A 13,578-nucleotide genomic window follows, 5' to 3' on the forward strand; every position below is an offset into this window, starting at 1 on the left:
ACAGCATGCGGTTGTCACTCTGGCGACTCGCCTCTCCTGGGTCCGCGTCCCGCGTACCTCCCTTCCTTCCTGCGCCGAGGAGAGCAGCACACGTGACGAGACTTCGTACGGTGGCGGCCCTGGTCTGTTCCGTGGGGCTGGCCTTCGGCCTGGCCGCCTGCGGCGACTCCCAGGACGAGCCCGAGAACGCCGGTGTTGCCGGCGGGACGGCCGCCGGGGCGAGCTACACCACCCCGCTCAAGGGGGTCTGCCCGGACACCGTCGTCGTCCAGACGAGCTGGTGGCCCGAGGTCGACTACGGCGCCACCTACCAGCTCCTCGGCGCGAACCCGAAGATCGACGCGGGCAAGTTCCGGGTGACAGGGCCGCTCGGCGCGACCGGCGTGAACCTCGAGATCCGGTCCGGCGGCCCGGCGGTGGGCTTCGACTCGGCGTCGTCGTTGTTCGAGACGGACGACGACATCCTGCTCGGCTACCTGGACATGGACGAAATGATCAGCAACTCGGCGGACCATCCGTCAGTCGCGGTCCTCGCCCCCTACGCCAAGTCGCCGCTGATGTTCTTCTGGGGTGACCCGTCGCTCGACTTCACCACGCTGGCCGACATCGGCCGGTCAGGGAAGACGGTGCTCGCCAGCGACGAGCCCTATCTGGACGTCCTCATCGGCGCGGGCCTGCTCCAGCGTCCGCAGGTCGACACCTCGTACGACGGGGAGATCAGCCGGTTCGTGGCCGAGGACGGCAAGCTCATCCAGCTCGGGTTCGTCACCGACGAGCCCTACCGGCTCGAGCACGACGTCAAGGAGTGGTCCAAGCCGGTGAAGTACGTCCTCGTCGGGGACGACTACCCGGCGTACGCGAACGTGCTCGCCGTCCGCAAGGACAAGCTGGCGGCGAACCGGGCGTGCCTGGACGCGCTGGTGCCGCTGTTCCAGCGGGCGATGGTGGACTACCAGGCCGACCCGAAGCCGGCCAACGATCTTATGATCGAGATCACCTCGAAGCTGGACACCGGGGGCTACGAGCTGTCGACCGGCCTGCTCGAGGACGGGAACACCAAGCAGCGGGAGCTCGGGCTGGTCGCGAACGGGGCCGACGGCGTGTTCGGGAGCTTCGACACCGCGCGGGTCCAGAACCTGATCGGCCGGCTGACGCCCGTCCTCACCGCCGCCGGCACGGCGCCCGCCGCCGGGCTGACCGCGGCTGACGTCGTCACCGACGAGTTCATCGACCCGTCCGTCTCCCTGAAGTAGCTGATCCCCGAAGTAGCGGAGCCCTGAAACAGCGGAATCCCGCCGCTTCGAGCCATCAGCGAGGGCGCGCCTCCGAAGGGGGTCGCGCCCTCGCGGTGTGTTGTCGCCCTCCCCGGTCGGTGGGATCGTCCTAACAGGTTCTACGATTCCGCCATTACGACGGAGACAGCATCGGCCCTCGCCAGAAATGGCCCTCGAACGGGAGCTCACGCGCCGTGACCAACTATCCGCCCCCGACCTTCGACACCACCCGGCCACACTCGGCCCGGGTCTGGAACTACTTCCTCGGTGGCAAGGACAACTTCCCCGTCGACCGCGCCCACGGCGACGAGTCCATCGCGGTCTTCCCGCAGATTGTCGACGTGGCACGGGCGTCGCGGGCGTTCCTGGCGCGCGCCATCACCCACCTGGTCGCCGAGGAGGGCGTACGGCAGTTCCTCGACGTCGGCACAGGCCTTCCCGTCGAGAACAACACCCACCAGGTCGCGCAGCGCGTCGCGCCGGAATCGCGGATCGTCTACGTCGACAACGACCCGATGGTGCTAACCCACGCCCGCGCACTGCTCACCAGTTCCCCGGAGGGCGTCACCACCTACCTCGACGCCGACGCGCGCGACCCCGACCGGATTCTCTCCTTCGCGGCCGAGACGCTGGACTTCACCAGGCCGATCGGGCTCATGTTCATGTCGATCATGGGTCTGATCCCGGACCTCGACGAGGCCTACTCGATCGCCCGGCGCATGGTGGGCGCCCTGCCGTCGGGCAGCTTCCTGGTGCTCGAGGACGGCTCCGACGACACGACCACCGCGCCGGCCGCGAACAGGGACGTCACCGTCGAGGACATGAACAAGGTCGGCAGTACCGGTTACGGCTACCGCTACCGCTCGGTCGCCGAGATCACCCGCTTCTTCGACGGCCTCGAGCTCGTCGAGCCCGGCATCGTCTCGCCGCCGTACTGGCGCCACGACCCGGAGCCGGGCGAGCCGCTCGCGCCGCTGGAGTCGTGCGGGGTCGGCCGCAAGCCGTAGCCGGTGTCCCACGTGTGACGTCGCCACGTGCGACGTCGCCGCGCGGGACGCCCGGCCTCAGGCGTCCCGCGCGCCGAAGCACCAGGCTGGAAGTCGGGAGTCTTACCGGTAAGGCACTTGACTTGCGCTCTGGTGCGGTGCTTGGATCCGGCGCATGCCGGTGGTGATCCCTTCGACGAAGGAGCAGATCGTCCGCGCGGCCGAGCGCCTGTTCGCCGCGCACGGCCTGGACGGGATCTCGCTGCGGCAGATCGGCGCGGCGGCCGGCAACGGCAACAACTCGGCCGTGCAGTACCACTTCGGCTCCCGGGACCAGCTCGTCCAGGCGATCTTCGAGTACAGGCTGCCCTGGCTGCACGAGCGGCGCACCCTGCTCATCGCCGAGCACCGGCCCGACGACCTGCGCTCGCTGCTCGACTGCCAGGTGCGTACCCTGCTGGAGCACAGCGAGCTGCCCGGCAGCCACTACCTGTGCTTCGTCGACATGCTGCGGCAGTACGGCCGCCGTGACGTGTTCGAGGGCCTGCCGGCGGCGCTCCGCGACTCGGCGCGGGAGTTCCAGGAGCGCCTGGGCGGGTTCCTGCCCCACCTCGTCGAGCCGCTGCGTGCCCGCCGTGTCGCGCAGGCGATGGCGTTCATCGTCGACGCCGCCGCCGACCGGGAGCGTGCCCACACGCACGGCCGTCCCGTGGTGCCCTTCGCCCTGCAGGTCACGGACCTCCTCGACGGCATGGTCGGCTTCCTCAAGGCACCCGCCTCACCGCGGACGCTCGCCGTGCTCGAACGCACCGACCCGGCCGCCGCGGTGTGGCCGGCCTTCCTGTAGACCAGCCCGCCGCGCCGGTTGCTGGCTGGGCGCGCCGGCCACACGGATGAGCGGGGACGCCATGACTGCCAGACTCGACGGCGCGGTCGCGGTGATCACCGGGGCGGGCAGCGGCATCGGCCGGGCCGCCGCGCACTCGCTGACCCGGTTCGGGCGGGTCGACGTGGTCATGAACAACGTCGGCATCCTGGCCGTCGGCGCGGTCGAGGACATCCCGCTCGAGGCGTGGCAGCGGGTCATCGACGTCAACCTGCTCGGCGTCGTGCGCAGCAACCTCGTCTTCCTGCCGCTGCTGCTCGCGCAGGGCTCGGGGCACGTCGTCCGTGAGCACGGTGGCACCCGGGCGGTGATCGTCCGGGACTACGCGGGCGGGAGCACCTCGGTGCAGTTCGCCGACCAGCTGATCGTGAGTCTGCGAGCCGCCGGCGTCGAGATTCCCGCGGAGCAGGTCACCGAGTACCAGCCGGGACGGGCGAGCGCCTCCCGGATCGCCGAGTGGATACTGAACAACGGCGTCGACACCCTCGTCGCCGCGATGGACACCGAGACGCTCGCTCAGCTCGTCGACGCCGCGCACGAGGCCGAGGTACCACTCAAGGTCATCCTGGCCGGCCGCGAGGTCAGCGCGGAGCTGCTGCAGACCTACGGCGCCCGGCTCGCGGGGGTCACCTCCTATGCCAACTACCTGCCGTTCCAGGTCAGCTCCCCGGCTCTCGGCGCCTACCGGGCGGCGGTGGCCCGGTACGCCCCCCAGCTCGTCGACCCGGACCAGACCCTCGCCCTGACCGCCTACGTCGTCGCGGACATGCTCGTCCGCGGGCTGGAGGAGGCCGGGGAGTGCCCGAGCAGGCAGTCCTTCATGGACGGCCTGCGCGCCGTGGAGGACTATGACGCTGGCGGTCTCATCACCAGAACCGACTTCGGCGAGGATTTCGGGCGCCTCCGCGAGTGCTACGCCTTCGTCCGGGTCAACGCCGAGGGCACGGGCATCGAGGTGGTGGACCCCGACTTCTGCGGCAGTAGGCTCTGAGCCTGGCCGACGCCGAGCGGAGCGGAGATGTCCCGGTGAACCACGGTGGTGACGGGACGGGCCAGCACGCGGACGAGGGCGACATCCCCGCCCACCGCTCACCGTGGGCACGGCCCGCATCGGGCGAGTGGCCCGCATCGGGCGAGTGGCCCGCGCCGGGTGGCGACCAGCCGACGATGGACCTGCACCACCGCGCCGGCGCGGCGGCCGCCACCGGCCCGCGCTCGGGGCAGCCGGCCCCCCCGCCCCCCGCCGGGGCGTTCCAATCGGGCCGGCCGGCGTGGCCGGCGGCCGGCGGAACGGGGGGCACGGACCGGTGGGAGGAGAACCACCAGCCCGACGAGCCCGACGAGCCCGGCCGCCCGCCGATCCCTCCGACGATGGCCTACGGATCCGCCCCGGACGATCACCGGCTGCTGGCCGGGACGACCCCGTCGGCCGGTACGACTCCGGCGCGCCGGCGCCGGCGCCGGCGCCGGTGGCTGTGGGCCCTGGTCGCGGCGGCCGTCGGCTTCGTGCTGCTGGTGGTGGGTGACCGGGCCGCGGTCTCGGTCGCCGAGGGCCAGATGGCCAAGCAGATCAAGGTCAGTGTGGCGGAGAGCCTGGAATGCGGTGCCCCCGCGCCGACCGTGCGCGACGTGCACATCGGCGGCTTCCCCTTCCTCACCCAGATCCTGCTCGGCAAGTTCAAGGAGATCGGGGTGACGATCGAGGGAATCGCCACCCCGGGGCCCCGGATCTCCGCCGTGCAGGCGCAGCTGTCCGGCATCCACGTGCCGCTCGGGGACATGATCTCCGGGTCGGTCGGCGCGGTGCCTGTTGACGACATCCGGGCGACTGTCCGGCTTGACTACGCCGACCTCAACACCTACCTGGCCGGGCTGCCCGGCGCCCTCCAGGTGAACCCGGTCGACGGCGGGCGGCGGGTCGAGATCTCCGGGCGCACCGACCTGTGGCTGTTCGGCTCACAGGAGATCGGGGGCGTCACCACCTTCGAGGTCCGTGACAACGTGCTCACGCTCGTCCCCAGTGAGGTGACGCTGCGCGGGGCCATCAACGCCACGATCCCCGTGCCCGTGGGCGGCCTGCTGCCCCCGATCAAGATCCCGGTCGGCCAGCTGCCGCTGGATCTCGACATCGTCGAGGCGTCGACGGGCGGGTCCGGGCTGTCGCTGACCGCCGCCGCCCACGACGTCGTCCTGCCCGCGGCGGAGCAGCCCGCGCCGCGTCAGTGCCCGCCCGGCAACACCTGACCATCCGGCGGCTCTCCCAGCACAACCGCGGCAGCGCGGCGCCGCCGGGCCCCCGACCGGGGGAATCCTGTGGCCAAGCGGCTTTTATCTCCGGCATCATGCCGGCCATGAGCCTGTGGGATGTGCCGCCGATGGATATTCGACCGCACCTGCGGGCGGAGCGGGTTGCGCTTCTGGAGTTGCTGGAGGGCCTGGCGCCGGACCAGTGGAACGCGCCGACGGTCTGCCCCGGCTGGTCGGTCAAGGACGTCGCCTTGCACCTGGTGGACGACGATCTCGGCTGGCTTTCTCGCGGACGTGATCAGGACCTCTCCGGCCTGCTGGCCGGCACTCCGACTACCGGGAGTTCGTGGCCGCGCTGCATGCCAAGAACGACGGCTGGGTGAAGACCACTCGGGTTCTTAGCACCCGGGTGATACGTGAGCTGCTAGGTTTCACCGCGACGCTGATGGACGAGTACTGGGGCCAGATGCAGTTGGATGCGCCGACCGGCCGGGTTGCCTGGATGGGACCCGAGCCAGTGCCGGTATGGCTGGGCATCGGGCGGGATTTCACCGAGCACTGGGTTCATGGCCGGCAGATCCGTGCCGCCGTTGGCGCTCCCGGACTCGATGACGACTACTACTTGGGCACTGTGCTACGCGTCTTCATCTGGGGCCTGACCTACCACTACCGGTCCAAAACCGGCCCGGATATCGATCTGGTCATTGAGTTCACCGGCGAGACGGCCGGCGTCTGGACGCTGCAACGCCGCAGCGAAAGCTGGGACCTCACCGAAAGCCGAGTTTCTGCCGCGTCGACTTTGGTCCGGATGCCGGCAACAGTAGCCTGGCGACTGTTTACCGGGGCCTTGAGCGACCGCGAACTCAAGCTCATCGAGCGGACGGGTGATCTCGACTTTGCCGACCATCTGCTCGCTGCCAGATCAATCATCATCTGACGTCAAGCGGCACAGAGGGCGTCAAGCGAGGTACACGCCGGTTCCGTCGCGGGGACGTTCCACAGGCGGCTGCCGGCTACCCGGGAACCTCGATACCTGCGCTCTTACGCCCGGCACTGAGGCGTGGTCTCGCTTGCCCCCGCCACCGAGGCGTGGCCCGTGCGCGCACAGCCGGTGGTGGGCGTCGGCGGAACGCCGTCCTGGATGGCCGTTCCCGGCCTCGGCCGCGCGCGGTCCGGGGACCGCGTGGGTCGCCGGATGCCCTGTGCCCCAGCGCGAAGCGCCGGCCGGTCGCTCTTTGCTCAGGCCGGAGCCGACAAAAGATTAGCGAGGACTCACTCACTGGTACGCTGCTCGCGACACAGCCCGTTTGCCCGACTGGGGACGTTTACATGGACGTGTGCGAGGTGCGGTGGAGATGACGGACGCAGCTACCGGTCAGCTGGACGCGGAGTGGGTCGAGCACCATTTCGACCACCTCTCGCCCGAGCTCGCCCGCGATCTGCACCCCACGCTGGCCCTGGCCCGGTCGCGGTGCCCGGTGGCGCACAGCGACCAGTACGACGGCTTCTGGGTGGTGACCGGCTACGAGGACGTGCTCCGGGTCGCGCAGGACTGGGAGACGTTCAGCTCCGAGCTGGGCATCACCGTCCCGCACACCCCCACGCCGATGAAGATCCTGCCGGTGACGATCGACCCGCCGCTGCAGCGCACCTTCAAGCGCCTGATAAACACCCACTTCAGGCCGGTCGTCGTCGTCGAGTGGGAGCAGCAGACCCGGGCGCTCGTGAACCGGCTCATCGACGGTTTCATCGAGGCCGGTGAGTGCGACTTCATGACGGAGTTCGCCCGCCCGCTGCCCGGGCTCGCCTTCTTCGACATGGCGCTGCACGCGCCCGCCGAGGACCTCGAGATGGTCAACCACTGGGCCACCCTGGCGTCACTGTCGCACCTGGAGGAGTCCCGGGAGAGCCACGGGAAGCTGGCGGCGTGGATCGGGGCGCTCATGGCGAAGCGGCGCGAGGAGGGCCCGCGCGGCGACGTCGTCGACGCCGTCATGAACGCCGACATCGAGGGCCGTCCGATCACCCCGGCGGAGGCGGTCGGGACGGTCCAGCTCCTCGTCCTCGGCGGCCTGGAGACGACGGCCGGCGCGCTCGGGATGTCGATGATCCGGTTCTGCCGGCACCCGGAGATCCTCGCGCGGCTGCGCGAGAACCCGGAGCTGATCCCCGACGCGGTGGAGGAGCTGCTGCGCCTCGACGGCTCGTTCATCTGCATCGCCCGGACGGCCCGGCACGACACCGAGCTCGGCGGGCGCCAGATCAAGGCCGGTGAGCGGGTGCTCATCTACTGGGCGTCGGCGAACCGGGACGAGTCCGAGTTCGACAACGCCGACACGTTCGACCTCGACCGCGGCCGCAACCGGCACATCGCGTTCGGCGCCGGGCCGCACCGCTGCGCCGGCTCCAACCTCGCCCGGATGAACCTGCGCATCGCCCTCGAGGAGATCGTCACGCGCCTCGTCGACGTCCGCCTGCAGCCCGGCGCGGACATCGACTACCACTCGACGTTCAACCGGGCGCCGCAGTCGGTGCCGATCACCTTCACCCCGGGGCCCCGGCTGACCCCGGCGGGCTGACGGCCGGGAGTGCCGGTCAGCCGGGCGGTCAGCCCGGAGTGCCGGGAGCGCCGGGCGGTCAGCCGGGGTGGACGAGCCCGCGGACGAACGCCGCCTGGCCGGCATGCTGGAGGTCGTCCGCGACGACGCTCACCAGCCGCACGCCGAGCGTGACGGGCGGGTCCCACGCCTCGTCCACGATCCGGTCGAAGTCCGCGTCACGCAGCTGTCCGAGGTAGCGGACGGTCTGCTCGTGGACGGCGTCGTGGTAGCCGAGCAGCAGACCGGGATCGGTGACGCGTACCGCGTCGACGTCGGCCGAGCTGTGGCCGTAGCCGATCGCCCGGTACCCGGCCTGCGGCCCGGTGGGTACGGCCAGCCCGAACCGCTGCTCCCAGCCGCCCGCGGACCAGACCTGCTCCGACCCGGCCGCGGCGGCGACGTGGTCGTCCTGCACCCGGGTGAGGTGCCAGACGAGCCAGGTGATCGAGTTGGCCCGGCCGTCCAGCCGGTGGTTCAGCTCGTCCGGGGTCAGCCCGCTGACGACGTCGTGCACGATCTCCCGGATCCGCCCGAACGCGTCGGTGAGGAGCGGGACGCCGGAGCCCATCGCAGTACTGTACGAGGCCGCCGGCGGCGGAGGGGAGCACCTCCGCCGGCCGGTTCGTCGTGTTCGGCGCGGGCGGCCGCCGCGCGCCGGCCGCGCGGGCGTCGGTTCCGACGCAGCGGGCCGGGGGTACCGGATTCCGCAGGTCGCGGGATCCGGTACCCCCGGGGGCGTGCCGGGAGCGGGAACCTAGAAGACGCGTCCGACGTCCTGGAGCACGATCTTGGCCATGCTGTGCTCGGCGAGGGCCGCGATCGTCATGGACGGGTTGCAGGCGCCGGTGGAGCCCGGGATCCGCGCGCCGTCGAGCACGTAGAGGCCACTCTGGCCGATGACCCGGCCGTAGAGGTCGACCGCGGACCCCATGGGCACGCCGCCCAGGGCGTGCCAGGTCGAGTTCGCCTGGGCGTTCGTGTCGATCATGATGCCGCCGCCCACCTGGGCGATCTTCTGCATGCGCGCGGCGATCAGCGCCTGCAGCGCGGCGTCACCGCTGGACGGCCAGGTCAGGACGGCGTCGTCCTTCGCGGAGTCGTACGCCCAGGTGCCGGCGGGGTTCACGATCCCGAAGCCGACGACCGTCATCAGCTTGCCGGCGGTACTCGGAATGGGGGAGCCCGCGTGGATGATGGTGAGCGGGATCGAGCTGGTGGTGTCGCGACCGCCGACGCAGGCGGGACCACCCTGCTGGGTCCCGATGTCGCCGTTCATGCCGTTCCACAGGTAGATGCGGTCGCCGTTGTTTCCCCACTGGGTTCCGACGGCGTCCGGCAGGTTGGGGATAAGCCCCTTCGCCTTGGACTTCACCAGCAGGCGGGTCGTGCCGGCGGAACCCGCGTTGAGGAATACCGCGTCCGCGACGATGGTCTTCGTCTCCTGGACGATGCCGCCGGTGTTGATGCGGTCGACCGTCAGTACCCACTTCTTGTTCGCGTCGAGCGCGATGTCGCGGACGACGTGCAGCGTCGCGACGCGGACCCGGCCGGTCGCCTCCGCCGCCTTGAGGTAGGTGACGTCGATGGAGCGCTTACCGCCGTTGTTGACCCCGAAGGCGATGTCGCTGGTGGTGTAGGTCGGCTGGTACTGGCCGTTCAGCTCACCGCGCACGTACTGCCAGTCGATCGGCAGGGGAACCTGGAACGGCTCCAGGCCCGCGCCCGGAGCGACGTCCCGGAAGAGCCGGGAGGACTTGTACGGGTCGCTGTTCAGGATGTCGTTGGGAATCGTGGAGACTCCCAGCATGCTGGCCACCAGCGGATACGCCCACAGGTTCAGCTCGTCGTAGAGGTTCGCGGCCACCGGGATCGACGCGGCGAAGTTCGCCTTCGAGGGCTTCAGTGTCATGCCGTGGTACATGAGGGAGCCGCCGCCGACGGCCGCCCCGCAGTTCACCGTGATTCCGTTGCCGGGAATGCTCTCGATCACCCCGGTGTAGGGCTCCCACGTCTTCACCACGCCGCCGACCGTGGCGTGGTCGGTCAGCCAGGCGGAGCGGTTGTCGATGTTGGCGAAGCGGCAGAACGTCGTTGCGTTCGGCCCGGTGGGCCACCGCAGCCCGCGCTCCAGGACCAGCGTCGACACGCCTACCTGGGCCAGCCGCAGCGCGGTCACGCCGCCGCCGAAGCCGCTCCCGATGACAACGGCCCGCTCCTGCTGCACAGTGGCCGGCACGGGGGTGGCGGCCCGGGCCCGGACGGCACCCGGTCCCGCGGTGAAACCGCCGACCGCGGCGGCGCCGATCGCCGCCGTGCCGATTAAGTGCCTGCGGTTGAGGCCGGGGGTGGATTCGACGGCGTCGGGCGTGTTTTCGGGCATGGTGGACTCCAGAGTTGAATTGCGGGCATGATGCGCATCCTTCGGCCGCGAGCGGGTGGACGAGGGTCCACCGGCCCGCGGGGGTGCGCCGACGTAAGTCACGAAATTCGGGCAGACGCAGGCAGGGTCAATTGCCGGGGGGTGCGTCCGCTGCAGAGAATTCAGATGCTCTGGTGGCTTGTGCGGTCCGGCCTGGCGCGAGCGGGGAAATGTCCCGCTCTGGGCGTCACCCAGCATCGTTAGTAACGGCTCACGTGTCAATAGACAGATGTGTGCCCGTATGGTCGCCTCTTTTGAAAATAGGGCGCCTTGTTTCCTGTGCGGATTCCTGATCGGGGCGACCTGTTTGTCATATGTGCAGTTCACGCTGCGCCGGCATCGCGGCCGCCGTGGCCTGGGGGCGCGCGAGAAGGGCCGCCTCATGCGCGAGCGCCGGACTGTTCCAGTCCGGCGCTCGGTGGTTTGTATGAAGGTGGAGTATGCGAAGGTGCCGTGCGAGGGCGCTGGGCTTGGGCTTGGTGGGCGGCCTCGGCTACGCCTCGGGCAGCCGGCGCAGCACGTTGTGGTCGGTGTGGGCGACCGGCTCGGACACCCGCGCGTGGTCGATCGTGGTGGTGGAGTCGTAGGTGAAGCTGCCGTCCGGGGCGACGGAGATGGTCACCTCGTAGAGAGTGGTGTTCGCGGCGCGCGCGAGGTATGGGTTGGACAGGATGCCGTACACCGTCGAGCCGACCTCCGCGCGCAGCGTGTAGGTGGTCGCGTCCGGCGCGACCGTGCCGCCGGCGATCAACACCTGGCCGCGGGGAACCATGAAACAGCGCATCACATGCCCGAGCTCGGCGTCCCACAGCCAGTAGCCGATCTCAGTGTGGAACGGGTTCTCCTCGCCGGCCCGCCAGGCGGCCATGTGGTAATCCAGGCCGTAGAGATGCTGCGTGCCGTTGTCCACCGGGCCGAACGGCTTGAAGGTGACCCGCTCGCGGAACGGGGTCGTGATCATCGAGCCCTCGGTGTTCCCGAAGGCGACGTCCACCCCCTGGTCGCCCTCCCACTCGCCGGCCAGCGCCGCCAACGGACCGAACTCCGGGCCAACCTTTTCCGCCACCGCTGAGTCCTCCTCGACCGGCCATGATCTCGAGCCGGCCTGATACCGGATCGTCCCGAGATTACCTATTGACGCGCAGTGCCCCGTTTGCTGAAGGTCCGTGCCGGCGAGCGCCCGCGGCCCGCCGGCGGGACGTCCGTCCTGCTCGCGAAGCCGGCCCCGGCCGGGTGGGACGGGGTGGATGACGGTGCGTCATCGCCCCCTTCCGGCCGGTTGGCCTCCGGTGGGGAGCCGTCGGCCCCCAAGGCGTCGGGCCATCGCCCGGCCGCCGGGAGACGAACGGCAGGCGCCCGCCGTCCCCGGCGGGGAGGTCCGTCGGCACCAAACGCACCGGGCGGACCGGGCGGCCAGGCGGGGGTCAGCCGTCGCGGGCGGGATCGCTGGGCGACGGGAGCAGACCCATCAGCGCCAGCGTCGCCCGACCGAGGGGCGTGGTCGGATCGCCGAGATCGAGGGGCAGTGGCTGGTCCGGGTTCGTCCGGTCGGGGTGCCGGTCCACCACGCGTCGAGGCGGACGATGTTGACCGTCGTGGCCGCGAGGACGTGGGCGAGGTGGTTCTTGTCCTGGCCGTGGTAGCGGGCGTGGCGGATACCAGTGACGGCGGTGGCCTGGCGCATGGTGCCCTCGACGCCGGCCCGGCGGTCGTAGCGCTTCTTCCAGGCGTCGGTGGCCTGCTCGACGCGGAGGCGTTCGAGCAGTTCGTGCTGTTCCCGGTGTCGCAGGGTGAGCTTGCGGGTGTTGGTTGCCGAGGAGGTGCACCGGGCGCGCAGTGGGCAGGGCAGGCAGTCCTTCCTGCGGAAGTCGACCTTCAGGACGGGCTTGCCTCGGGCCTTCTCGGTGCGCCAGCTGCTGCTGACCGCTCCGTTCGGGCAGGTGACCTGCTCGCGGTCCCAGTCGACGGCGAAGTCGGACAGGTCGAAGGCGCCGGGGGTGCGGGCCTGCCAGGAGGTGTTCACCCCGAGCGGGCCGACCAGTTCGACGCCGTACTCGGCCGCGCTGGTCAGGAACAGCTCGGTGGAGGTGTAGCCGGTGTCGACGGTGTGCTCGGCGGGCAGCAGCCCGCGGCTGGCGAGGTGGGTGTGCACGACCGGGGTCGTCTCCTGGTCGGTCATGGTGGCGTGGGTCGTCTCCACGTTCGTGATCACATGGGGGGTGTCGTCGTTGCAGGTCTCGGTCAGGTGGACCTTGTAGCCGACCCAGCCGGACCCGCGTTTGACCCCGTAACGGGCGGCCAGGTCGTAGGGCGAGGCCAGCCGCAGCCTTCCTGGCGGGAGGTCCTTGTCCTCCCGCCAGGCCACCTCCGTCCCGCCGTCGGCGTTCTCGGTGCGGTGGTACTGCTGGATCCAGGCGATCCGCAGGACGTCGACGGCGGGGACCTGGCGCAACCACACCGGCGCGTCCGCCGCGCCGAGGGCAGTGAGCAGGGCGAACCCGTCCCGGCCGACCGTGACAGCCAGCTCGGCCCGCCCCGCCGCCGAGGCGGGCAGCCGGTAGGACTCCACCCGTGCCTGGTAGCGGCGGTCCCAGCCGGGCTCGACGACGCCGGTCAGCCAGCCGGGGGCCGCCCCGGCCAGCGCCTCCAGCGCGGCGCGCATCGTCTCCCCGACGAACTCCAGCCGGTTGAGCGAACGCACCGCCGCGAGCACATGGGTGGAGTCCGTGCGGGCTCGCCCGCCCGCGCGCAGCAGCCCCAGCTCCGAGAGCCGGGCGAGCAGCAGGTCGAGGACCGTGGCTTCCAGGCCATGCTCGACCAGCCGCGCCCGGAACCCGCTGAGCACGGAGTAGTCGAAGCCTGCGTCGTCAAGCTCAAGGCCGAGGGCGTACAGACAGGATCCTCGCCTACCGTGCCGCCATCCTCGCCCACGGCAACTACCGCAGTCGCAACGGAACCCACCCATGACACCCAGCATGAACACTCACCATTCACCGCTACGCACCGCGACGGAGTCGTCGGATGACCGAATTGGGCAACGGAGTCCTTCAGGTCGGGGAGGAATCCGGTCTCCCGCGGAGCGGGGCAGGGGCAGGGGATCCGCCGCCAGGCGGACCGCCGTCGAAAAGCGCAATACAACAGGTGGATGATCTCGCCGATGAGAAAA

Annotated in this window: 12 protein-coding genes; 8 read left to right on the top strand and 4 right to left on the bottom strand. The window is 70.6% G+C overall.

Features of this window, described 5'->3' with window-relative positions:
* The first annotated feature begins 92 nt into the window (after positions 1-92).
* From FRANEAN1_RS18895 to FRANEAN1_RS18925, 8 genes are all read left to right on the top strand, one after another.
* Positions 93-1,253 (top strand): hypothetical protein, encoded by a 1,161-nt coding sequence (locus FRANEAN1_RS18895; protein WP_347176672.1) that lies wholly within the window; start codon positions 93-95, stop codon positions 1,251-1,253.
* 215 nt (positions 1,254-1,468) lie between these two features.
* On the top strand, positions 1,469-2,281 hold the full coding sequence (locus tag FRANEAN1_RS18900) for an SAM-dependent methyltransferase (RefSeq protein ID WP_020461418.1): 813 nt from the start codon (positions 1,469-1,471) through the stop codon (positions 2,279-2,281).
* A 154-nt stretch (positions 2,282-2,435) separates the two neighbouring features.
* On the top strand, positions 2,436-3,107 hold the full coding sequence (locus FRANEAN1_RS18905) for a TetR/AcrR family transcriptional regulator (protein WP_020461419.1): 672 nt from the start codon (positions 2,436-2,438) through the stop codon (positions 3,105-3,107).
* A 61-nt stretch (positions 3,108-3,168) separates the two neighbouring features.
* Positions 3,169-4,137 carry an SDR family NAD(P)-dependent oxidoreductase gene (locus tag FRANEAN1_RS18910; RefSeq protein WP_020461420.1) on the top strand — a complete coding sequence of 323 codons (969 nt, stop codon included), beginning with the start codon at positions 3,169-3,171 and terminating at the stop codon, positions 4,135-4,137.
* Between the two features lie 35 nt (positions 4,138-4,172).
* Positions 4,173-5,390, top strand: coding sequence for a DUF2993 domain-containing protein (locus tag FRANEAN1_RS18915; RefSeq protein ID WP_020461421.1), 1,218 nt, complete (start codon positions 4,173-4,175; stop codon positions 5,388-5,390).
* A 131-nt stretch (positions 5,391-5,521) separates the two neighbouring features.
* Positions 5,522-5,776, top strand: coding sequence for a DinB family protein (locus FRANEAN1_RS37225; RefSeq protein WP_198145330.1), 255 nt, complete (start codon positions 5,522-5,524; stop codon positions 5,774-5,776).
* The gene (locus FRANEAN1_RS37230; RefSeq protein WP_157472704.1) at positions 5,740-6,330 is read left to right on the top strand and encodes a hypothetical protein; all 591 of its coding nucleotides are present in this window, start codon (positions 5,740-5,742) and stop codon (positions 6,328-6,330) included. Before FRANEAN1_RS37225 ends, FRANEAN1_RS37230 begins: the two co-directional genes overlap by 37 nt.
* Positions 6,331-6,748: 418 nt before the next feature.
* A complete protein-coding gene (locus tag FRANEAN1_RS18925) occupies positions 6,749-7,972 on the top strand; it encodes a cytochrome P450 (RefSeq protein ID WP_020461424.1) in 1,224 nt (407 codons plus the stop codon).
* Positions 7,973-8,030: 58 nt separating this feature from the next.
* Here FRANEAN1_RS18925 and FRANEAN1_RS18930 read toward each other — a convergent pair whose 3' ends face one another.
* The 4 genes from FRANEAN1_RS18930 to FRANEAN1_RS18945 form a co-directional block, all read right to left on the bottom strand.
* Complete coding sequence (locus tag FRANEAN1_RS18930; protein ID WP_020461425.1) at positions 8,031-8,561, bottom strand: DinB family protein; 531 nt, start codon at positions 8,559-8,561, stop codon at positions 8,031-8,033.
* A 186-nt stretch (positions 8,562-8,747) separates the two neighbouring features.
* Positions 8,748-10,373, bottom strand: a complete 1,626-nt coding sequence (locus FRANEAN1_RS18935) for a GMC oxidoreductase (RefSeq protein ID WP_020461426.1) — start codon at positions 10,371-10,373, stop codon at positions 8,748-8,750.
* A gap of 532 nt (positions 10,374-10,905) precedes the next feature.
* Positions 10,906-11,478 (bottom strand): heme-binding beta-barrel domain-containing protein, encoded by a 573-nt coding sequence (locus tag FRANEAN1_RS18940; protein WP_020461427.1) that lies wholly within the window; start codon positions 11,476-11,478, stop codon positions 10,906-10,908.
* Positions 11,479-11,880: 402 nt separating this feature from the next.
* On the bottom strand, positions 11,881-13,257 hold the full coding sequence (locus tag FRANEAN1_RS18945; RefSeq protein ID WP_157472705.1) for a transposase: 1,377 nt from the start codon (positions 13,255-13,257) through the stop codon (positions 11,881-11,883).
* Between the last annotated feature and the right edge of the window lie 321 nt (positions 13,258-13,578).

Origin of the sequence: Parafrankia sp. EAN1pec, from assembly GCF_000018005.1 — a bacterium.
Classification (GTDB): Bacteria; Actinomycetota; Actinomycetes; order Frankiales; family Frankiaceae; genus Parafrankia; species Parafrankia soli.